Below are 21,587 nucleotides of genomic sequence, written 5' to 3'. Positions count from 1 at the left end.
AGAGTAGGTCATCGTCAAGATTCATTCCGAAACCCCTGTCTGCCCTGCAGACAGGGGTTTTGTCTTTCAGGGACCTGTCGGGAGCTGGCCTTGCCAGCGATGGGCTGCATAGCAGCCCCAGAACAGCCGCTGACTTACCCAGCTCTTCGCACCTTGCCACTGCGCCGCGCCTGCAACTTGCGCCACCAGATATACACCCCGGTCAGCGACAGCACCGCAATCATCACTCCCAACATTGCAATCAACACCTGGCCGGTCATGCCGATGATGCGCCCGCCATGTATGGGTAACTGCAAGCGGTAAAAGCGTTCCCCCAAGGTGCCTTGCCCGGCAATCTCCTTGCCCAGCAAATGCCCGTCAGTGCCGTGGAAGAACAACCAGGACTTACCCTGGGCATCGGTATCGTGCTGGCCAAACCCCGCACCATAGAAGTTGTACTCGAAGCTGTAGTACAGCTCACCGATCGGTGCCGTTAGCCCCAGCCGCTGACCTTCCTGCTGCGCCAGCTGGTAGGCCTGTTGATAGTTCAGCTGGGTCACCCCCAGTTGTTCCTTGGGTAACCCGCCACGGGCTTCATAGACGCTTGGCTCAATCGGTGAAAACAGTGACACCGCCGGTTTGAACACCTGGGCCGGCAGGTTCATCGCCACGCTGCTGATCGCAATCGGCAGCAGCAACAGCCACAACCACAAACCGCCCGCCCTGTGGATATCCATGTTCAGCCGATAGGCATGGCCACCCTTGATCTTCCAGGCTTTCGCCCACTTGCCCCAGAACGGCCGCCCACGCGGCAAGGTCAGCAGCACGGCGATAAAGCAGTCGATTACCCACATGATCGCCACAACACCCATCAGCAGAATCCCCCAGTTGCCGGGCAGGGTCAGGCTGTAATGCAGCTCGAGCATGAACGGCATGAAGTTCTCGCGGGAGAAACAGCATTCACCCCAGTAGCGCTGGCCCAGGGTCAACCCACTGACGGGGTCGAGATAGAACACCGTGTTCTTCTCGGCATAGGGCTCGCCGCTGGCTGGGTCATTGCGCGGCACCATGGCCAGCAGCGCCGCATGCCCGGGCTCGTTCGGGTATTCCATGTACCAGACTTGCAGGCGCGGATGCTCGGCCTGCAACTTATCCACAAGCACCCCGGGTTGCCGGCGTTCACCCACGGTGGGCGCTTCATAGAAGGACGGGTTGAGCCATTCATCCAGTTCGTGATGAAAGGCCAGGACGCTGCCGGTTAGGCCCGCCATGGCCAAAAACAGCGCAGTGATCAGGCCAAGGTAGCGGTGAAGCAGTACGTAAAGCTGACGCATGGGTAAAGGTCCGGAATAAGTCGCCAGATACAACAAAGCCAGCCCCCGGAATCAGGTGCTGGCTTTGGCGTTCATACAGGTGAGGTCAGAACTGGTAGCTGACCGTGGCGCTGACATTGCGCTCTTCGCCCATGTAGCAGTAACTCAGGCTGGCACAGGAGGCGATGTAGCTCTCATTGGTGAGGTTGTTGGCATTGAGCCGCACATCCACGCCCTTGAGCCCGACCTTGCCCAGGTCATAGCCAACCGACGCGTCGAACAGGGTGTAGGAGGGCACCTTCATGGTGTTCTCGGCATCCACCCAGCTGTAGCCGACATAACGCACACCGCCGCCCAGGCGCAGGCCGTCGAGGGCGCCCTGGCGGAAGTTGTAGTCAGCCCACAGCGAGGCCATGTGTCGCGGTGCCTGGGTTGGCGAGTTGCCCTTGTTGTCGAGGTCGCTGCCGAACAGCGTGCTTGGCATCGACTTGGCGTACTCGATGTCGGTGAAGGTGTAGCTGCCGAGCACTTTCAGGTTGTCGGTGACCTGCATGTGGGCTTCCAGCTCCAGGCCCTGGGAACGGACCTGGCCTACAGGACGATAGAACTCTTCCTGCGGCAGCTTAGAGGCCAGGTTCTCCTGCTCGATGCGGAACACCGAAGCGGTGAACAGGTTGTCAGTGCCCGGTGGCTGGTACTTGATGCCGGCTTCCCACTGGGTGCCCTCGGTCGGCGCCAGCGGATTGCCGGCCTGGTCGGCGTAGGAGTTGGGGTTGAACGACTCGGAATAGCTGATGTACGGCGCAATGCCGTTTTCGAACAGGTACAGCACGCCGGCGCGGCCGGTCAGTTTGGTGCGCTGGTCGCTGATCCTGGTGCCCAGCGGGCGGCTGGCTTCGGCGATACGGTTCTCGTCCGAGGTCTTCACCCAGTCCTGACGCAGGCCCAGGGAGAAGCGCCACTGGTCGAGCTCGATCAGGTCCTGCAGGTACACGCCGGTCTGCTGCAGCCGACGCAGGTAGCTGGTGGGGTTGTAGTAGGTGATTTGCGAGTTGCCGTATTGCGGGTCGAAGGCATTGATCGGCGCCAGCGAGCCACTGCGCCAGTCGACCACGGTTTTGCGCCGCTGATAGTCCAGGCCCAGCAGGGTGGTGTGCTTGGCACTGCCGGTGAAGTATTCGGCCTGGAGCATGTTGTCGATGATGTACGCGTGCAGTTTTTCATCGCCGCCGGTGTAGTAGCGGTTCAGCTCGTTGCTGGTCGGCGTGGTCCAGCCCCAGGCATACACCTGGTCCATTTTCACCGTCGAGTCCAGGTAGCGGAAGTTCTGCCGCGCGGTGAAAACGTCGTTGAAGCGATGCTCGAACTGATAGCCGAACGACTGCTGGTCGCGCTCGTAGCGGTCGACACCCGGCTCGCCTTCGAAGAAGTGATCGGAGATGCGCTGGCCGTTGCGCTGGTGCAGCGCGCCATCGGCCGGCACGCCGCCGTGATAGCCGCCGTCGGGGTCGTGCTGCAGGTAGGCCTGCAGGGTCAGCGAGGTGTCTTCGCTGAAGTTGATGCTGACAGTCGGGGCCAGGGCGAAGCGTTTTTCCTCGTTGTGGTCGAACTGGGTGTCGGACTGATCGGCCAGGCCCACCAGACGGTAGGCGATGCGCTTGTCGTCATCCAGCGGGCCGCTGAAGTCGAAACCGACACCACGCTGGCCCTGGGTGCCAACAGTGGCCTGTACCTGATGGTAGGCCTCGTACAGTGGCTTTTTGCTGGTCAGGGCGACCAGGCCGCCGGGTGAGCTGCGGCCATAGAGCACCGAAGATGGCCCCTTGAGGATATCCACGCGCTCAAGAAAGTACGGATCGACCTGCATGGTGCTGTAGGTGCCGCTGTCACCCATGGACTTGAGGCCGTCCAGGTAGATGTTATCCACAGAGCCGTCGTTGAAGCCGCGCATGGCTACGTAGTCGTAGCGGTGTGTCGCACCATAAGGGTTGGTCAGCACGCCCGGGGTGTAGCGCATGGCCTGGGCCACGGTCTGCGAGCCCTGGTCGTCCATTTGCTGACGGGTCACCACCGATACAGACTGCGAGGTTTCCAGGATCGGCGCACTGGTCTTGGTCGCAACCTGGCTGTGAGTGGCGTTGTAGCCTTCCATGCTGCCCAGGGCGTTACCCAGGGCGAACTCACGCACTTCGGTGCTAGGCAACGACAGCGCTGCGTCCTGTGCCTGAGCCCGCAGCACATAGCTGCCGCCATCCTGGCTGACGGCCTCCAGGCCCGAACCGTTGAGCAACTGGCGCAGCGCCTGGTCGGTGGCGTAGCTGCCTTGCAGTCCCGGCGACTGCAGGCCCTGGGTCATTTGCGGGGTGCTCGACAGGGTGATCTGAGCCTGGCGGGCGAACTGGTTGAGCACCTCATCCAGAGAGCCGGCAGGGATGTTGTACTGCTGGCTGACACTGCCTGCTGGTGATGCAAGTGTCATTGCCGGCACCGCAGTGATGCCCAGGGCAGTGCCGAGCAGCGCGGCGCGGATGGCCTTGCCGAGGGAACTGGAACAGGCAGAATCTAAGGAAGGTTGAAAATCATTCTTCTTGTTGAGCCGCAACAGGGGCGAAGCATTACGCATGGAGAGCATCCGTAGAGTCGGTAAGGGCAGAAAGAGTCGCTTACTGTCCTAGCCGGACTCGTGGGTAAAACCCGCCAAAAAAAATCACTTCACGCCAGCCGTTCCAGGCGCACCCACCAGCGGGTGCGATAGCTGACCTTGACCGGCAGTGTCTGCGGCAACAGTTGCAACAGCTTGTCGGTGTCTGCAAGGCGGAACACACCTGACAGGCGCAAGTCGGCAATGTCGTCGGCGCAACTGACATAGCCATGGCGATAGCGCCCGACTTCAGCGAGAAAATCACCCAGGCGCATGTCGCGGGTGACGATCAGCCCTTCGGCCCAGGCGCCGGCATCCATGTCCTGATTGTGCAGCAGGGTCGCGCCCCGGGCATCGAGGCGATAGCTCTGGCCGGCGTGAATCCATTGCATCGGGCCTGGCGAGTGGATGGCGACGCTGCCCTGGCTGACGCTGACGCGGGTGCAGTCGTCGTCCTGGCGCACCACGAAGCGGCCCTCGAAGCCTTGCAGCAAGGCTTCGCGGGTGCTGACCAGCAACGGTCGAGCCGGCGTGCTTGTGTCTTTGGCGCAGGTCAGCATCAACTCGCCGTGCTTGAGACGAATCAGGCGCTGATCGGCCTCAAAGGCAAGGTCTGCGGCGCTGTTGGTGTTCAGTTGCAGCAACGAGCCATCGGGTAGGCGCACGCTGCGACGCTGGCCGGTGGCGCTGGCGAAATCCGCAGTCCAGGGGCTGATAAGTTGCAGGTCCTTGCCCAGCCAGGTCGCCGAACCGAGCACCAGCACGCCGCTGAGCAGCTTCAGGGCCTGGCGTCGTTGCAGGCGCTGGCTGCTGTTCTCCAGGGTCTGCAAGGCCACACTGGCCCCTGGCACGGCGCGCAGGTTGAGTTCCTGCTGCAGCGACTGCACTCGTTGCCAGGCCAGCTCGTGCTCCTGATGGGTTGCACGCCACTGTTCGCATTGCTGCTGCAGCCGCGCGTTGTGGCCGCTTTCGCGCAGCTTGAGCATCCAGTGAATGGCTTGCTTGACCACGCGCGGGCCGGGGTTGAGGGTGGTCATGACGGCTTACGCCTCTGACTCGTAGCGCAGCAGGTAGCAATGATAGAGCGCATCGGCCACGTAACGCTCGACCGAACGCAACGACACGCCCATCTGTTTGGCAATGTCCTTGTGGCTCAGGCCTTCGCACTGGGCCAGAAGAAACGCGCGACGCACTTTCGGCTTGAGGCCATCGAGCATCTGCGCGATGCGCTCTAGCAGCTCCAACAGCAATTCACGGGTTTCAAGCGAAGGCACTTCGGCCTCTGGCAGATGCGCCAGGGCTTCAAGGTAGGCGCGCTGCAGCTCCTCACGGCGCCAGTGGTCGATCACCAGGCCGCGAGCGATGGTGCGCAGGAATGCCCGGGGGGCGTTCAGCTCCAACAGTTCACGCCGCTGCAACAGGCGCACGAAAGTGTCCTGGGCCAGGTCCGCGGCATCGGCGGCATTGCCCAGCTTGCTGCGCAGCCAGGTGTTCAGCCAGCCGTGGTGATGGCTGTAAAGCGTGTGCACAGACTCTCGAGAGGGCATGAAGGTGCGCTGCTGAAGGGGTCATAAATGATAATTAGTCTCATTGTTGGCATCCTTGGAATATTTTGCAACTGTTGATCAGGGCAAGCTCGCTCTTGCAGGAGCGGGCTTGCCCCGCGATCGGGTTTAACTCAGCAAATTCTTCACATTGTTCATCGCCTCATCGGCAAACCCCTGCAAAAACGCCTGAAACCCTGGCAGCGCTTCGCTGCCGCCTTGCCATGGCTCGGCCTGAATGGTCCAGGTCGCCCGGGCACGGCGCTCGTCCAGTGCCTCGACCTGCATCGCCGCCCACAGATTGCCGATGTTCAGGCTGGTGTAGATCAGGCTCCAGGTCATGCACATGGTCTGGTCGTCGCGGCTGTTGAGCTGCTCAATGACCACGTTGCCGTCCTTGAACAGCTTCTTGCGCACCGAACGCACGCCGCTACCGGTCATCTCGATGTACGCCAGGGCCGGGATGAACACCGGGAAGCCGGCAAAGTTGCCGACGATGTTCCAGACGCTGGCGGCATCGTTGGCGATCTCGACGCTGGCCACTACGTGGCAGCCTTCGGGGTTGTGGATAAGTGTGTCGGGTTGGAGTGCTTGCATGGTGTCTCTCCTGGTTGGGTTGAAGCTGCTCAGATGAAGGCGATGTCGTGCAGGTACTGGCAGCCGCGTTGCAGCAACTGCGGGGTTTTGCGCGGGTAACGGGCGCCCATGCGCTGGACGCCGGCGCGGGCGTTGTCGTGCTGGATTCGCGAGATGTCGCCGATGTCTTCCTCAAAGCCGTCCAGGTAGAAACCCAGCACATCGAACAGGGCGTTGTCGCGGTCGACCCGCTGCAACTGCCGCTGCCACTGCTCAACGCTGACCAGCTCGAATGGCCTGCCGCTGTCGCGGAACACCGAGACGTAATCGCGCCAGCTCAAAGGCTCGGGGTTGTGCAGGTTGAACACCGCCCGTTCGGGCTGGTAGCGGCTGCTGTGGAAGGCGATGAAGCGGGCCAGAAAGTCCACCGGCATCAGGTCGAAGTTGAGCTCCAGCGCCGGCACCTGGCCGAGTTGCAGCGAGCCTTTGAGCATCAGCATCAACCGGTTGCGCTGGGGCTGGCAGATGCCATTGCGGCTGTCGAAGGTGATGTTGCCGGGGCGGTACAGGTTGACCCACACGCCCTGGGCGCGGGCGCGCTGAAGAATGCGCTCGCCCACCCATTTGCTCAGGTTGTAGCCGTTGCGGATATAGATCGGCGGGGTGGTGGCCGGGTCTTGTTCGAGCACCTGGCCGTCGGCGTCGATGGCGCTGCACGCCGACAGGGTCGAGATGAAATTGAAGACCTTCTTGCGCCGGCCTTCGCACAGGCGCAGGCACTCGAACAGCGGTTCGACGTTGTCGGCGGCGAGGCTCTGGTAATCCAGTACATGGTTGACCTGCGCGGCGTTGTGCAACAGCGCGCCGTACTCGCTGTCGAGGTAGTTGTAGTCGGCTTCGGCCAGGCCCAGGTGAGGCTGGCGCAGGTCGGCGGCGAAAACTTTTACCCGGCTCATGTCCAGCTCATGCAAGCCGTTCTCTACCAGCGCCGCGCTAAAGCGTTGCTCGGCTGACTGACTGGCGTTGGCGCGCACCAGGCAGGCCACCTCGCTGGCGCCCCACTGCAGCAGCGCTTCGACCAGGTGCACGCCAAGAAAGCTGTTGGCGCCGGTGACGATCACCTTGTGCACATCGCCCAGTTGCGCCACTGGCAGCACCTGCAAGCCCAGTTCGCGGCAGGCGTCGCGTTCAGCTTGCGGGTCAAGGCCAGGCAGCTGTGCCTGCTCACCGCTGACCAGGGTGGCCAGGCGTTGCACTGTCGGCATCTCGATAAAGCGGTTGATCGCAATGCCGCGGCCGAACTGTTCGCGAATGGCCAGCAACAGGCGCGACAGCAGGATCGAATGGCCACCAAGGCTGAAGAAGCTGGCGTCGGTGGAAATGTCATGCTCGGGCAGTTCCAGCAGCGTGCTCCACAGGCCAACCAGTTGCGCTTCGACCGGGGTTAGCGGACCGAAGTGATGGTTGCTCGGCGCCAACCCCAGAGGCAGTGCCGCCAGCGCCTGGCGGTCAACTTTGCCGTTGGCGGTGTAGGGCATCTGCGCCAGTTGCTGATAGAAACCCGGGCGCATGTAGTCGGGCAGCCTTTGCTCGGCGTGCTGGCGCAGGGCCGCTTCGCTGTCATCACCGGTGGCTTGCGCGCAGAACGCCAGGATCCGCCGCTGGGCATCGATGATCACCGCCACCTGGCGGAACAGGCCGCTGCTGCGCAGGCAGTGCTCGATCTCTTCGGGCTCGACGCGAAAGCCGCGAATCTTCACCTGGTTGTCGCGCCGGCCACAAAGCTCGATACCCTCGGCCGTCCATTTGCCGATATCGCCGGTGCGATACACGCGCAACAGGCTGCTGTCGCCTGGGCTGAGGTTGAGGAAGCGCTCGTTGCTCAGGGCAGGATTGTTCAGATAGCCCAAGCCCACGCCCGGCCCTGCGATATACAACTCACCGGGGCAGTTTTCGATCACCGGTTGCAGGTTTTCGTCGAGGATCAGCACCCGCGTGTTGGCGATCGGGCAACCCAGGTTGCGGTTGTTGTCGCCAGTGTTGAACACCCGGGTGGTGGCCAGTACCGTGGTCTCGGTCGGGCCATAGATGTTGTGCAGTTGGCACTGCCCGGCCAGGCGTGCAATCACCTCCGGTTCACAGACGTCGCCACCGGTGACCAGGTGCTTCAACTCCAGGGTTTGATCGCGCGGCAGGATGCTCAGCAGTGCCGGCGGCAGGAAGGCGTGGGTGACGTGCTGTTCGCGCATCAGCGCCAGCAATTGAGCCGGGTCGCGGCGCTGGTCTTGCGTGGGCACCACCAGTTCGCCGCCGGCGACCCAGGTGGGCAGGATGTCCAGCAGCGAGGCATCGAAGCCGATGGTCGAAAACTGCAATGCCCGGCTGTGCTCATCGAGTTGCACGTGGGCGCTGTACCAGGCCTGGAAGTGGCTGAGGTTACGCTGGCTGAGCAGCACGCCCTTGGGCTGGCCGGTGGTGCCCGAGGTGTAGATCGCCACGCCCGGGGCGTCTGGCGCCGGTCGCTGGCGCAGTAATGACGGCAACGGCTGCGCCAACGCTGCGGGCAACTGGCGCAGGTCAAGGCTTTTCACAGCCAAGTCATCCACTGGGACTTGACCGTCATGCAGCAACAGGCTGGCGCCGGCGTTCTTGAGGATGTAACGCAGACGCTCGGCGGGGTGCGCAGGATCCAGCGGCAAGTACACCGCCCCATAGCCGAATACCGCGAGCAGGCTGGCGTAGAGCGCTGCGGATTTGCCCATGCAAACGCCAATCACTGGCGGGTCGGCGTCAATAGCCAAGCCGGCCATCAATTGCTGGATGGCGACCGCCTGGGCGTGCAGTCGGGCATAGCTGATGCGCTGGCCGTTGAGGTTCAGCGCCGGGCGTTCGGCATGAAGTTGCAGGCTCTGCTGCAGGCGCTCGATCAGCGCTACTTCGCCAGTTGCCAGCAATGGCAGGCTGTCGTGCTGGTTGTAGCGATGCAGCCAGGCCAGTTGCTCCAGCCAGCCAAGACCTTGTTGCTGGTCCTCCTGCCCGGGGCTGATGGCGGCTGCCTGCTGCAGGCAGTCGGGGTTTCGCGAGAAACGGCTGACGTGCAGCGCGAGGGTTTGCTGCAGGCTGTCGATGGTCTTCCGGCGCAGTTGCTGGCCATTGCCGGACACCTCCGCTGCCAGCGGCTGGCGCTCGATCAACCGCTGCGCGGTGGCTGTGCCGGTCCAGCACAACAGCTCAAGTGTCGGCAGTTCGCCAGTGCTGTGCAGGTTGAGCCCCAGGCGCAGGCTCAACAACGCGCAGTCGCCAAGCCTGTGCCAATCGCTGGCACTCAGCGCCAGGCTGCCATCATCGATGAGCAGCTGTGGCCGGGGCCACGGGCGATGCTGCAAGGCTGCGGTGCTATCGGCCAGGTACAGCGCGTGCCCATGGCCGAGCAGTTCCTGGTGCAGCAGGGCCAATGCCGGGCTTGTGCCGATCAGACAGATTTGCAGGCGTCTCATGGCGCTCTCCTTGGTTCGGGCAGGTAATGCGCCAGGGCCTGTTGTACGCAAGGCGAATCGAGCATCGAGCTGGCGCGGAACAGGCGCAGGATGTTGCCCAGCAGCGGATGCCGGTGATCGATCGGGTAGGCCATCGCCGTTACCTCCTGGCGCAATGCTTGGCGCGCGGTCTCGCCGATCGGCAGGTGCTCGATCAGGCTGAAATCGAAGGTTTTCTGGATGTCGTTGGTCAGGTACTGGGCGAGAAACACCGGGAGGATGTCGGCAATGCACCGGCGATCCGCCTCCGGCGCGCTGTGCCAGTAGATGCGTACCAACCGCGCCCAGAAGGTCGAGTGGCGCCCCTCGTCGAGCAGGTGGTCGGCCATCAACCCCTTGACCGAGGGCTTGACCGTGTCATCGCGGGCAAAGGCGGCGACGTCGTCCGTCAGGGTGTTCTCGGCAATACCCACGCAAATCAGCTCAAGGGCGTCGCGCAGGTGTTCCGGTGCCAGCGCCAGGGCTGCGGGTATCGCCCGGCTCAGCTCGATCTCCCGGGGCAGGGCAATCGGCTCGATGCCGGTCAGGGCGATGGTCTGGTGCATGAAGTCCATGGCCACCAAGGCGTGGTAGTCCTCATCGACCACCACGGTCATGGCGTCATAGCGGCAGGCGAACGGAAAGCGAATGGCGAAGCGGTCCTTGGCGATCCGCCGGGCGGTGTGGTCGACGATCTCGGTCTCGAAAATCACCACGTCGTTGATGAACTTGTAGAGGCTCTGGGCCAGGGCGAAATCGCGCTGCTGCGGGCACGCGCGGACAAAGGTTTCGCTGAGCACCAGCGGCTGGCGGCTGAGCGGGTAGATCAGGCGCTGATCATCCTCGACCAGGCGTCGTGGCCGGGTGCGGATGGTCGCCCGGCTCTCCCAGGCCTCGGCACAGGAGGTGTAGTCGAGGGCGTTCATGCGCTGGTCTCCACGATGTTTTCGCGCATCGACAGGCGCAAGCGGTCCCACAGGGCAATGCGGCTGTCGACGGCGGCAATGGCGGCTTCGAGCACCTGGCGTTGTTGCACCGGGTCGCCTTTGACCAGCCTTGCCAGCAAGGCCTCGGCGGCCGGGCCGTGGTCTTCGGAATCGACCTCGATGTGCCGCTGCAGGTAGTAACGGAAGGTGGGCGCCTGTTCGCCGCTGATACCCCAGTCATCGAGGATGCGCTGGAACATGGTCGGGATGACGCTTTCGCGGCCATGCAGAAAGGCTGCGGCGACACCATGGGCCGGTGCGCCCAGGGCGGTTTCCAGCGTGTGGCAGACGAACTGCCGGGCTGCCTCGCTGGCGCCTGCACGCTGCAGGGCACTGGCGTAACCCACGCCTTCACGCTGCAGGCTGACGAAGCGCTCGATCGCCGCTGTGCTGGCGCCGACCTCGCGCATGGCGTCCAGGTACAGCTCGAAATGACTGTAGTGGCCCTGGCCGGGGCGGTCGTCGGACTCCTCGCCAAGAACGATCTCGTTGATCAGGCGTGCGGCGTGCGGGTCAAGCGGTGGCAGCCAGGGCAACTGGATACAGGTCAGCTCCTGCTGCAGGCGCTTGGTCAGCGACATGAAATCCCAGACGGCGAAGACATGGGTTTCCATGAACCGTTGCAATATCGGCAAACAATCGATTTCAGTAAAGATCGGGTGTGCGGCAAGTTCGGCTTTGCGGGCGATAAGAAGCGAAGTCAATGTATTCATGGGGTTTCCTGGTCACTGGCTAACATCCGGTTAATGTCTTTTCATCGGCGGCGGCGAAGTTTTCAGCGGCCGAGCAGGGGCCTCGACTGAATTGTTCGATAACAGCGCAATGGCAGACGTATCGATGCAGTTCGCATCGTTTTCTTCGGTGAACGGGCGCCTGGCGGTGGAGGTGGCCCGTGCCATTAAAAAGTTAGAACAACTTTTAAGTGATCGGCAACAACTTTGTTAATTATATTTGTAGTGATTGTTTTTAAAGTGTAAGTGGGCGGAATAAAACTTTTATAGTTAGTTTTATTGGCATGTAAGTGCTCCTTCCGGCAACCAAGTGTCAGAATTGAAACTGCATGAGTGAATGCCTCACTCGGAGCACTGAAACAATAAAAGTCGGACCTGGTTGACTCTTGAGGGCAGCTGATCGATATCGGTCCTTGCCCGGCGCGCGGCTCCTTCTACAGGTGTGCGATAAGCAGACGACCTGGCCCGCCTGAGGGCGATCAGCGGTCGCTGCGCGGGTAAGAGTGTGCCGAAAATGCAAGAGCCGCCATGGCTGGCTGAAACAGCAAGAGACAAATCAGCGGCGCGAGTGCGCCCCTGGAGGGCAGGGTATCCCTGCGTTTGCAGGGCTCAGAGGCTGAGCAGGCCCAGGTGGGTGTTGATGATTTGAATCAGCCGCTGGTTGAGTTGCGGCGCATCGCCCGCGGCGTCGGGCAGTTCGATCAGCTCGATCTCCCGGCCGCTGTGATCGTGCCAGCCGAGCATGCGCGGCAGCGATCCTGACGGATACAGCGCAGTGACCGGCACGCTTAGCCCGGCGGCCGCTTCGGCCGAATCTGCCTGCGGGCTGTCGCTGGTGGCGACAAACAAGTGGCGGGTTTGCCCCGGGTGCAGTTGCTCGGTGTGCCGGGCCAGAGCCAGGGCCAATTGCGCCCCGGCGCCCTGGCCGAACAAGGCGTGGGGTTTACGCAGGTACACCTGCAAGCGCTCGATCAGCGAGTCGATCAGGGTGGGGTTGCCATGCAAGGGCAGTGAACGGACCGGGTCGCCGTAGGCCAGCACGTTGACGGTCACCAGTTCGATATGGTCGTTGAGCGCCACCGACCAGGCACGGTACTGGCTCAGATGATCCTGGCTGCAGGCAAGGCAGATCAGGCGGATCTGCGGCGGCTGGGCAGAGCCCGATACGGTTCTGCGCTGAAGTGTAGGAGCGTGCACTGCCTTTCCTTTCGCTCAAGGGGTGCCCCGAGCGCAATAGCTGCCAATGGCCGGGATTGCCGGCGATGGCGGTGGGTTCACTCTGCCGGTGGTCTGTTCAGGTAGGCCTTGATCGCTTTTGCCCCGTTGTTCAGGTGGCGCTCGAGAATCCTGATGGCATCTTCAACCGACTTGTCGTTTGCGGCGTCCACCAGCCCGATGTGATCGTCCTGGGTCAGCTTGCCCAGGCCCATCGATGACAGGTGGAAGCGCAGGAAGCGCTCTTCTTCGTTGAGCTCGTTTTCAATCAGGCGCAGCAGCTTCTGGTTCGGTGCCTTGCTGTACAGGCTCATGTGGAACAGGCGGTTGAGGCGCCCGATCTCGGCATGCCGGGTTTCGGTTTCAAGCTGGGTGATGTAGTTGCGCGCCCGGGCAATGTCGTCGGCATCGAGCAGCGGGATCGACTGGCGTAGTGCTTCGGACTCCAGAATGACCCGCAAGGCATAGGTATCGACGGCGTCTTCGCCGATCAATGGCGCAACCACCGCGCCCTTGTGCGCCACCACCTGCAACAGCGATTGCGCTTCGAGCTGGCGCAAGGCCTCGCGGACCGGCATGCGGCTGACACCGAACAAGGTTGCCAGCTCCTGTTGGCGCAAGGCCAGCCCAGGGGGCAGGCGGCCATCGAGGATGGCACTGCGCAGCCGCTCTTCAATCACGCTACGCGCCAGGTGTGGCGGCACTTGTTCGCCACCCAGGATTTCGCTCAGGGGTCTGGTTTTTCCGGCCACGCTGTTTTTGCCTGAAGTCGAAGTGAAATAATTGGATCCAATATCCAGCAACACTAGTTAGGGGAGGGATACTTGTCAAATAGCGGCGTTCGCCAACCCTTATTTATTAAGTAAACAGCAATCAACGGCCGCGCGCTTGCTATCGTGAAGGAAGTTTTTGTTCAAGGGAAGCCGGGTTGCAGCCCTCGCCAGACAGGGGGTTGCCCGTGGTCAACGGATTGCTGGCGCAATGATTGTAAGGTGCCATTGTTTTTTCCGGGTCGAGGCCGCACCATCGGCGTTTTTCCACAGGTCTGCGCGGATTATTCGCATTGGCGATACGTTGGGCTGTTCAATTGACCCTGCGCCGGCTCGGCCTGGCCGTGGTGCTCGGCTGCCTGTTACTGGGCGGCCTGCACGCGGATTGGGACTTCTCCCAAATCAGCCGCCGTGCCCAGTCGTTGTATGGCCCGCTGGGGCCTGGCCAGGGCCGCATTGATGCCTGGCAGAACCTGCTGGCGACCCAGAAGCAGGGCAGCGAGGCCGAACGCCTGAAAGTGGTCAACCAGTTCTTCAACCAGCAGCTGCGGTATGTCGAAGACATCGACCTGTGGCGCGAAGTGGACTACTGGGCAACCCCGGTACAGTCACTGATCAAGGGCGCCGGTGACTGCGAAGACTATGCTATCGCCAAGTACTTCAGCCTGCGGCGCCTCGGGGTTCCGGCAGAAAAACTGCGCATTACCTACGTCAAGGCCCTGCGCCAGAACCGCGCGCACATGGTCCTGACCTATTATTCAAGCCCGGAGGCCATGCCGTTGGTACTCGACAGCCTGATCGATGCGATCAAGCCCGCCAGCCAGCGTCCTGACCTGCTGCCGGTGTATTCCTTCAACGGTGAAGGCCTGTGGCTGACCGGTGCGGGTGGTAACAAGAAGGTCGGCGACACCAAGCGCTTGTCGCGCTGGCAGGATCTATTGAAGAAGATGCAGGCCGAAGGCTTCCCCGCCGAGCCGGCTTACTGAAGGAGCACAGATGTCACTGTTCAAACAATTGCTGCTTGCCATCTGCCTGTTCCTGGTAGTCGCCTTCAGCGGCAGCTTCATGGTCAGCCTGGAGAGCTCACGCAGCCAGTACGTCAACCAGTTGCGCTCCCATGCCCAGGACGCCGCCACGGCGCTGGCGCTGTCGCTGACGCCGAACATCGACGACCCGGCGATGGTCGAGCTGATGGTCAGCTCGATCTTCGACAGTGGTTACTATTCGAGCATCAAGGTCATCGACACGGCGTCCAACGCCCTGCTGGTCGAGCGCCACGCCGAACCCGACCCCAACGGTGTGCCGGCCTGGTTCATCCGCCTGATCGGCCTGGAGGCGGCCGGTGGCGATGCCATCGTCAGCCGCGGCTGGCAGCAGGCGGCGCGGGTCGAGGTGGTCAGCCATCCGATGTTCGCCCTGGCCAAGCTCTGGCAGAGCGCGTTGGGCAGCCTCGGCTGGCTGTTGCTGTGTGGCGCCCTGAGTGCGGTGCTTGGCGCCTTGCTGCTGCGTCGCCAGCTCAAGCCGCTGGATTACATGGTGGCGCAGTCCCACGCCATTGCCCGGCGTGAGTTCCTCAGCCTGCCGGATTTGCCGCGTACCCCTGAGCTGCGCCGGGTTGTGCAGGCCATGAACCAGATGGTCGAAAAGCTCAAGGCGCTGTTCCAGGAGCAGGCCGAGCGCAGTGAAAAGCTGCGGGTCGAGTCGTATCAGGACAGCCTCACCGGCCTTGCCAACCGCCGCTATTTCGAGATGCAGCTCAACGCCTTGGTCAGCAACCTCGAAGAGGCGCGCCCGGGCTACCTGCTGTTGCTGCGGGTCAAGGACCTGGCCGGGCTCAACCAGCGCCTGGGCGGCCAGCGAACCGACCAGTTGCTACAGGCGGTCGGCCAGCAACTGCAACGCACTTGCGCCAATTATCCGGAAACCAACAACCTGATCACCCGCAGCCGCGGCGGCGAATTTGCCGTGCTGGCGCCGGGGCTGGTGCACGAAGAGGCGATCCAGCTGGCCCAGGCCCTGGAAGTGACCCTGCAGAGCCTGGCCGACACCGGCGCCAGCGATGTCACCCCGGTTGCCTGCATCGGCATGGCGCCCTACAGCCCGGGCGACGATCCGCAGGCCTTGCTCAAGCTCGCCGACGAGGCCCTGGCCCGCGCCGAGAGCCAGCTGGAGCCGGGCTGGGTGTGCCTGGAGCAAGGCACCGCGCCGCAAGCCGCCGATACCCACCACGCCTGGCATTCCTTGCTGGATGAAGCACTGCAGCAAGGGCGTTTCCAGTTGTTTTTCCAGCCGGTAGTGGCCTGTGAAGCGCCGGAGCGCGTGTTGCATTACAAGGTCATTTCGCGGGTGCTCGATACCCAGGGCCAGGCCATTGCCGCCGGGCGCTTCCTGCCGTGGCTGGAGCGTTTTGGCTGGTCGGCGCGGCTCGATGTGCTGATGCTTGAGCAAGTGCTCAAGCACATGCACAGCCACAAGGAAGCCCTGGCGCTGAACCTGTCGGCCGCAACCCTGGCTGACCTTAAGGCATTGCAGCGGGTCTATGACCTGCTTGCCCAGAACGCCGTGCTCGGCCCGCGCCTGACCCTGGAGATCGGCGAAGAGCAACTGCCGGAACAGGCCGTGCTCGAGCAACTCACCCGGCGCCTGCGGGCCCTGGGCTTCAGCCTCAGCCTGCAGCGCTTTGGTGGGCGCTTCAGCATGATCGGCAACCTGGCGCACCTGGGCCTGGCCTACCTCAAGATCGATGGCAGTTACATTCGCGCCATCGACCACGAACGGCACAAGCGCCTGTTCATTGAAGCGATCCAGCGCGCAGCGCACAGCATCGACTTGCCGCTGATCGCCGAGCGGGTCGAGACTGAAGGTGAGCTCAAGGTATTGCGCGAGATGGGTATTCAGGGGGTTCAGGGACGCCTGGTCGGCGAGCCGGCACCCTGGCGTTGAAGCAGGCCGTGCAGGCCCGCAACGGGCCTGCAGCGGTCAGATCAGGCCGCCGTTTTCTTCACTGTCGTCGATCAGGTTGGTCAGCCCGCCCAGCACCTGGCGGGCATTGGAGCGGCTGAGCAGTTTGGCCTGGGCGCCGGGCGGCAGATCGGTGATGCTGATCACGCCTTTGGTGGTCAGCACTTCGATCAAGTCCTCAAGCACCCGGATCATGTCCAGGTCGCTCTGTTTGAGCTGCTTGAGGCTGTTCTCGACCACGTCGTCGGCAAACCACTCCTGGACCTCGGCATGGTCGGCCGGGAGCATCTCCGTGTATTCGGCGTAGGGTGCGGCCTCTACCCGGACCAGTTGGCCCTGTGCATCGCGTTGCACGTAGAACATGGGGTATCCCTCTGAATGTCAGTCCGTATCCGCAGTCAGCAGCATAGGCCAAGCTGGCCGGGCGTCTAGCCCCGGCGAGCGAGTATGCGCTGTGAATACGGTGCAGGCAAAGTCCGCAGCACCGCGCCAGCCCCGGGAGGGCTGGCGCAGGCCGTGGATCAGCTGTTGGAGTGGTCGATCTTGATGGTTGGGTCGGCACCGGTTACCAGCGAGTTGATCGTGGTATTGGCCCAGTTGACGCCTTCCAGTTTGATCGTCACATCGGCATTGGCCAGGCCGCCGGAGGCGTTGAGCTTGCCTTCGGAGCTGACCTGCAGCGTCGACTCGCCGTTGACCGTGGTGATCTTCAGGTAGTTGTCGATGGTGCTGGCCTTCTCGCCCTGGAGCAGATCGCTCAGGTCCAGACGGTCACCTTCGGCAGCCTTGAAGTCCTTGATCACGTCCTTGCCGGTGTCGCCGGCCTTCCACACGAAGGTGTCGGCACCACTGCCACCGATCAGGATGTCATCGCCCTTGCCGCCGATGAGGATGTCGTTGCCTTCGCCGCCCAGCAGCGTGTCGTTGCCGGTACCGCCGAGCAGGATGTCATTGCCCTTGCCGCCATCAAGGTAGTCGTTGCCACCCTGGCCGAAGAGAATGTCGTTGCCGTCGCCACCGATGAGGATGTCGGCGCCATCGTTGCTGCGCGATACATCGAACTCGCTGACGTGCTCGCTGATGTACTGGTGCAGCACACGGCCATCGACGTCACCCAGGGCTACGCCCAGCTTGCCGGCCACGTAGGCCTGCATGGCCTCGACACCATTGCCGGCGATCGAGTCGAAGCTGACCAGGTCGCCGAACAGGATGTCGTGGCCGTCGCCGCCGCTGACCGTATCGTTGCCCGGCTTGGTGGCCTCGGTGTGTCCGAGGATCGCCTCGGCCAGCTTGCTCGGGTCGATGTTGGTCTGCGGCTTGCCGTCACTGTCGAACGGCTTGAGGTCGTTGACGTTGACGCCACTGTTGAGGCCGATGGCTTCAACGCTGGACAGCCCGCTGAGGATCTTGAAGCCGTCCAGCGAGTTGTTCCAGGTGTCGTTGCTGGTGCCATTGCCCCAACCGGAACGGCTGGACAGCTCGAAGGTGCCGTCGCCCTGGGCACGAATGGTGCCCGAGGTCGAGGTGTACCAGCTGCCGTAGTACTTGTACTGGGCATTGAGGTTACCGTCGGCGTCGATACTGACCCGGTTGTTGCTGTCCAGCTGGTAGCGGTTCAGCGTGTCCCCTGGCTTGTAGTTGATCGCCTGGAGGAAGCTGTCCAGGGTCCAGCCGGAGTTGGCCAGCTGCGGGTTGCCTTGCTCGTTGGCCTGGTGGAAGGTCGGTTGGCCGTCGGTAATGAAGAACGTCTGGTTGCTACCGGTGTTGCCGGCATTCTTCAGGGTCTGGAACCAGTTGGCCGTGGTCTTGAAGGCGTCCTCATAGTTGGTGCCGCCGTCGGAGTACATGGCCTTGAGCGCATCTTTCAGCGCTTGCAGCGAGCCGGCATCGGACAGGTTGACCGAGACTGACTTGTTCACCTGGCTGGAGAAGTCCACCAGCAGGATGTTCACGGTACCCGACTGCGCACCCTTGACGCTGTTGGCCAGGGTGTCGAACACCGACTGCAGGGACTTTTGCGCAGCGTCGACACCGGCGGCTTTCATACTGCCGGAGGTATCGACGATGAACGCCAGGTTGTAGTCCTGCCCCGGTACCACGTGCAGGCCGTTGACGTCGGCGACGACGATGTCGTTGCCGGTGCCAAGCTCGCGGCTGTCGTTCTCGGCCGTCAGGTTGCTGGTGGTGTAGGTATCCGGGTAAACGGTGACCTTGATGGTGCCCTGGGTGAAGTCGGTGCTGCCGTTGGCCTTCTCGGTTGCCCGCGAAGTGACGGTCACATCGAACTGGCCCTGGTAGTAGGCTGGCGGCTTGATGCTCAGGCCGTTGAGGTTCCAGCCGGTGACATCGACTTCGCCCTTGCCGACGGTGACAGTGTGGCCGGCGCCATCGCTGAGCACCGAGCCTGCCGGAATACCGCCGAGCTTGACGTTGAGGGTTTCCGAGCCATCGGTGTCGGTGAGGTTGGTGGCGATACCGACCAGCTTGACGGTGCCGTTCTCGGCGCCTTCATTGAGCTTGTAGCCCTGGTAGTAACCCTCGCCGTTGGCACCGTGCAGCTCGCCAACGGTAACCCCGGCGTTGGTCAGCTCGTTCACGCCCGGGTACATCGGGATGTTGGCGTTGCTCAGGTCGACCGGGGTGCTGCCGTTGACCGACAGGTTGACGTCATAGCTGCCCGGGCCGCTCTGGTTGGCGTGGTAGATGTCCAGGGTGTAGTAGCCGCTGATGGTCGGCTTGAACGAACCACTGATCGCACCGCCTGCGCCCCAGGTCGCCTGGGCCACATTCTTGCCGCCGATGGTGATCAGCAGGCTGTCATCGCCGACACCGCTGAAGCTGTAGGTCTTGCCCGCTTCGAGGTAGATCAGGCCGGAGGTCTTCGAGCCCGAACCGCCGACGACGCTGGCGTCCGACTGGGCGTTGGTGACCTGCGAGCTGCTGTTGGCCTTGCCCGAGTTGTCGAACACAGTTTTCAGCGCATCGCCGGTGATGCCGTTGCCGTTGGTGCCCAGGCCGTTGAGGCTGTTCCAGGTCTCTTTGACCAGGCCAATCGAGTTGACGTTGTTGCTGCCGATGTTCAGGTCAGGCTTGTCGGCCACCGGGGTGATATCGACCTTGATGGTGGCTTCGTTGCCCAGGCCCTGGCCGTCGGTTGGCTTGTACTTGATCTGTGCGTAGTCGGCTTCTTTGTTGCCGACGCCGGTGCCGCCGTTGGCATCGATGCCCGACTCGTTGCGATCGGGCACGAACTTCAGCTTGCCAGCGTCGATGTCAGCCTTGCTGAAGACCTTGCCAGCGTCGGCTTCAGTCAGGGTTTTCCAGACGTTGCCATCTTTGTACTGCAGCACGCCGTCAGCAGGCAGTTTGGTGATGGTCAGGCCCAGGTTGGCTGCCGGGGTGTCGGCATCGGTGATGCCGAAGTTGGCCCAGCTCAGCACCAGGTCGGTGTCTTCGGTACCCGTCACGGCGCCGCCCGCGGCAACCGGTGCCTCGTTGCTGACAATGGTGGTGGTGACACTGCCAGCGCTGCCGCTGATCGCCAGGTTCTCGAAGTTGCCGCCAGTGGCCGAGTCGATCTTCACGGTGAAGTTCTCGGCGCTCTCGGCAATGCCGTCACGGATGATCGGCACGCTGAAGGTACCGGTGTTGCTACCGGCCTTGATCACCACGGTGGCCACGCCGGTGTAGTCCGCACCATTGGTGGCGGTACCGGTATAGGTCAGCTTGATGACCACATCGGTTTGCGCCTTGTTGGTCAGGGTCAGGGTGTAGTTGGCCGAGTCACCTTCGGCCACCGAGGTGGTGCCGGTGATGCTGACGGTGGTGGTGTCGATGGTATCGGTCACCTGGGTGACAGCTGGCTGCTTGCTGATTGCCAGGTCTTCGAAGTTGCCACCGCTGGCGCCGGTAATGGTCGCGTTGACACTGCCGGCATCGATGTACACGTCATCCGCTGGCGCAGGCACGCTGGCAGTGCCGGTGGTCTTGCCGGCCTCGATGGTGATCGTCGCACCGTTGCTCAGGGTCACGGTGACCGCGGTCTGCGCCTTGTTGCTCAAGGTCGCGGTGTAGATGATGTTGCCACCTTCGGCAACCGATGGCGTGGCGCTCAGGGTCAGGTTGGTGGTGTCGATGGTGTCGGTGACGCTGGTCACGGCGGACGAGCCGTCGATCTTCAGTTCTTCGAAGTCACCACCGGTGCTGCCAGTGATTTTCGCACTGACGCTACCGGCATCGATGTACACATCATCGCCAGGGGCGGCGATGGTTACCTTGCCCTCGGTCTGGCCCTTGGCAATGGTGATGGTCTCACCGTTGCTCAGGGTCACTTTCATCTCGGTGCCCGCCGGGTTGCTCAGCTTGGCCACGTAAGTGATCGAGCCACCTTCAGCCACGGTCGGCGTCGCGGTCAGGATCAGGCTGGTGGAGTCCTTGGTGCCCGGGCCGTCGGTGACGGTGGTGCTGGTGTTGCCAGTGCTGACCAGTTTCTCGTAGTTGCCACCGGTGGTGCCGGTGATGCTGTTGGTCAGGGTCGGATTGGTGGTGTGCACGTTGTTCGGTGCAACGTAGTCCACGGTACCGGTGCTGGAACCTACAGGGATGGTGATCTTCTGGCCGTTGGCCAGGCTGATGACCAGGTCGGAGCCGGTTACAGGCGCGCTGACTTTGGCGGTGTAGGTCACTACGCCGCCTTCGACCACGCTGTTGGTGCTGGCGGTCAGGGTCACGGTGCTGGTGTCGATGGTGTCAGTGACGTTGGTCACTGCCGGTACCTTGCTCACGGTCAGCTGTTCGAAGTCGCCACCGGTGGTGTTGGTGACGGTCACGTTCAGCTTGCCGGCGTCGATGTAGACATCGTCGCTCGGGGCATCGATGGTGATCTTGCCTTCGGTCTGGCCCTTGGCGATGGTGATGACTTCACCGTTGCTCAAAGTGACCTTCATTTCGGTGCCGGCCGGGTTGGTCAGCTTGGCCACGTAGGTGATCTTGCCGCCTTCAGCCACGGTGTCGGTAGCCGTCAGCGACAGGCCGGTGTTGTCCTTGGTACCCGGGCCATCGGTGACGGTGACGGTGGTGTTGCCGGCGCTATCGAGCTTCTCGTAGTTACCGCCGGTGGTACCGGTGATGCTGTTGGTCAGGGCAGGGTTGGTGGTGTGTACGTTGTTTGGCGCAACGTAGTCCACGGTGCCGGTGCTGGAACCCACAGGGATGGTGATCTTCTGGCCGTTGGCCAGGCTGATGACCAGGTCGGAGCCGGTTACAGGCGCGCTGACTTTGGCGGTGTAGGTCACTACGCCGCCTTCGACCACGCTGTTGGTGCTGGCGGTCAGGGTCACGGTGCTGGTGTCGATGG

The 21,587-nt window shown here is 62.6% G+C and carries 14 protein-coding genes; 2 read left to right on the top strand and 12 right to left on the bottom strand.

Annotation, left to right across the window (positions count from 1 at the left end):
* Nucleotides 1-134: 134 nt before the first annotated feature.
* The 10 genes from UB48_RS13865 to UB48_RS13820 form a co-directional block, all read right to left on the bottom strand.
* The gene (locus UB48_RS13865) at nt 135-1,313 is read right to left on the bottom strand and encodes a PepSY domain-containing protein (RefSeq protein WP_045197950.1); all 1,179 of its coding nucleotides are present in this window, start codon (nt 1,311-1,313) and stop codon (nt 135-137) included.
* A gap of 85 nt (nt 1,314-1,398) precedes the next feature.
* On the bottom strand, nt 1,399-3,915 hold the full coding sequence (locus tag UB48_RS13860; protein WP_045197948.1) for a TonB-dependent siderophore receptor: 2,517 nt from the start codon (nt 3,913-3,915) through the stop codon (nt 1,399-1,401).
* A gap of 89 nt (nt 3,916-4,004) precedes the next feature.
* Complete coding sequence (locus tag UB48_RS13855) at nt 4,005-4,970, bottom strand: FecR domain-containing protein (protein WP_045197946.1); 966 nt, start codon at nt 4,968-4,970, stop codon at nt 4,005-4,007.
* A gap of 6 nt (nt 4,971-4,976) precedes the next feature.
* Nucleotides 4,977-5,480, bottom strand: a complete 504-nt coding sequence (locus tag UB48_RS13850) for a sigma-70 family RNA polymerase sigma factor (protein WP_045197944.1) — start codon at nt 5,478-5,480, stop codon at nt 4,977-4,979.
* 126 nt (nt 5,481-5,606) lie between these two features.
* A complete protein-coding gene (locus UB48_RS13845; RefSeq protein WP_045197941.1) occupies nt 5,607-6,074 on the bottom strand; it encodes an SRPBCC family protein in 468 nt (155 codons plus the stop codon).
* A 29-nt stretch (nt 6,075-6,103) separates the two neighbouring features.
* Complete coding sequence (locus UB48_RS13840) at nt 6,104-9,550, bottom strand: non-ribosomal peptide synthetase (protein WP_045197939.1); 3,447 nt, start codon at nt 9,548-9,550, stop codon at nt 6,104-6,106.
* Nucleotides 9,547-10,494: a diiron oxygenase gene (locus UB48_RS13835; RefSeq protein WP_045197937.1), complete on the bottom strand. Its 948-nt coding sequence runs from the start codon at nt 10,492-10,494 to the stop codon at nt 9,547-9,549. Before UB48_RS13835 ends, UB48_RS13840 begins: the two co-directional genes overlap by 4 nt.
* Complete coding sequence (locus UB48_RS13830; protein ID WP_045197935.1) at nt 10,491-11,267, bottom strand: DUF3050 domain-containing protein; 777 nt, start codon at nt 11,265-11,267, stop codon at nt 10,491-10,493. Before UB48_RS13830 ends, UB48_RS13835 begins: the two co-directional genes overlap by 4 nt.
* Before the next feature lie 627 nt (nt 11,268-11,894).
* Nucleotides 11,895-12,482, bottom strand: a complete 588-nt coding sequence (locus UB48_RS13825) for a thioesterase domain-containing protein (RefSeq protein WP_045197933.1) — start codon at nt 12,480-12,482, stop codon at nt 11,895-11,897.
* A 77-nt stretch (nt 12,483-12,559) separates the two neighbouring features.
* Complete coding sequence (locus UB48_RS13820) at nt 12,560-13,252, bottom strand: GntR family transcriptional regulator (protein WP_045197932.1); 693 nt, start codon at nt 13,250-13,252, stop codon at nt 12,560-12,562.
* A gap of 311 nt (nt 13,253-13,563) precedes the next feature.
* Here UB48_RS13820 and lapG point away from each other — a divergent pair, with 311 nt between their 5' ends.
* Both lapG and lapD read left to right on the top strand, forming a co-directional pair.
* A complete protein-coding gene (lapG, locus tag UB48_RS13815; RefSeq protein WP_045197930.1) occupies nt 13,564-14,256 on the top strand; it encodes a cysteine protease LapG in 693 nt (230 codons plus the stop codon).
* Between the two features lie 10 nt (nt 14,257-14,266).
* Complete coding sequence (gene lapD, locus UB48_RS13810; protein WP_045197928.1) at nt 14,267-16,213, top strand: cyclic di-GMP receptor LapD; 1,947 nt, start codon at nt 14,267-14,269, stop codon at nt 16,211-16,213.
* A 36-nt stretch (nt 16,214-16,249) separates the two neighbouring features.
* On the opposite strand, the gene UB48_RS13805 is transcribed toward lapD, so the two are convergent.
* Nucleotides 16,250-16,594 (bottom strand): hypothetical protein, encoded by a 345-nt coding sequence (locus tag UB48_RS13805; protein WP_045197926.1) that lies wholly within the window; start codon nt 16,592-16,594, stop codon nt 16,250-16,252.
* 158 nt (nt 16,595-16,752) lie between these two features.
* Nucleotides 16,753-21,587, bottom strand: a 4,835-nt coding sequence (locus UB48_RS13800) for an immunoglobulin-like domain-containing protein (protein ID WP_045197925.1), incomplete at its 5' end; no start/stop codon positions are given.

Source organism: Pseudomonas sp. 2(2015), from assembly GCF_000955865.1.
GTDB lineage: Bacteria > Pseudomonadota > Gammaproteobacteria > Pseudomonadales > Pseudomonadaceae > Aquipseudomonas.
This window is presented reverse-complemented; position numbering and strand designations above follow the sequence as displayed.

Excerpts from the sequence above, each read along its gene's own strand:
- UB48_RS13865 (WP_045197950.1), bottom strand. The coding sequence starts at position 1,313 with ATGCGTCAGCTTTACGTACTGCTTCACCGCTACCTTGGCCTGATCACT.
- UB48_RS13860 (WP_045197948.1), bottom strand. The coding sequence starts at position 3,915 with ATGCGTAATGCTTCGCCCCTGTTGCGGCTCAACAAGAAGAATGATTTT.
- UB48_RS13855 (WP_045197946.1), bottom strand. The coding sequence starts at position 4,970 with ATGACCACCCTCAACCCCGGCCCGCGCGTGGTCAAGCAAGCCATTCAC.
- UB48_RS13850 (WP_045197944.1), bottom strand. The coding sequence starts at position 5,480 with ATGCCCTCTCGAGAGTCTGTGCACACGCTTTACAGCCATCACCACGGC.
- UB48_RS13845 (WP_045197941.1), bottom strand. The coding sequence starts at position 6,074 with ATGCAAGCACTCCAACCCGACACACTTATCCACAACCCCGAAGGCTGC.
- UB48_RS13840 (WP_045197939.1), bottom strand. The coding sequence starts at position 9,550 with ATGAGACGCCTGCAAATCTGTCTGATCGGCACAAGCCCGGCATTGGCC.
- UB48_RS13835 (WP_045197937.1), bottom strand. The coding sequence starts at position 10,494 with ATGAACGCCCTCGACTACACCTCCTGTGCCGAGGCCTGGGAGAGCCGG.
- UB48_RS13830 (WP_045197935.1), bottom strand. The coding sequence starts at position 11,267 with ATGAATACATTGACTTCGCTTCTTATCGCCCGCAAAGCCGAACTTGCC.
- lapD (WP_045197928.1), top strand. The coding sequence starts at position 14,267 with ATGTCACTGTTCAAACAATTGCTGCTTGCCATCTGCCTGTTCCTGGTA.
- UB48_RS13805 (WP_045197926.1), bottom strand. The coding sequence starts at position 16,594 with ATGTTCTACGTGCAACGCGATGCACAGGGCCAACTGGTCCGGGTAGAG.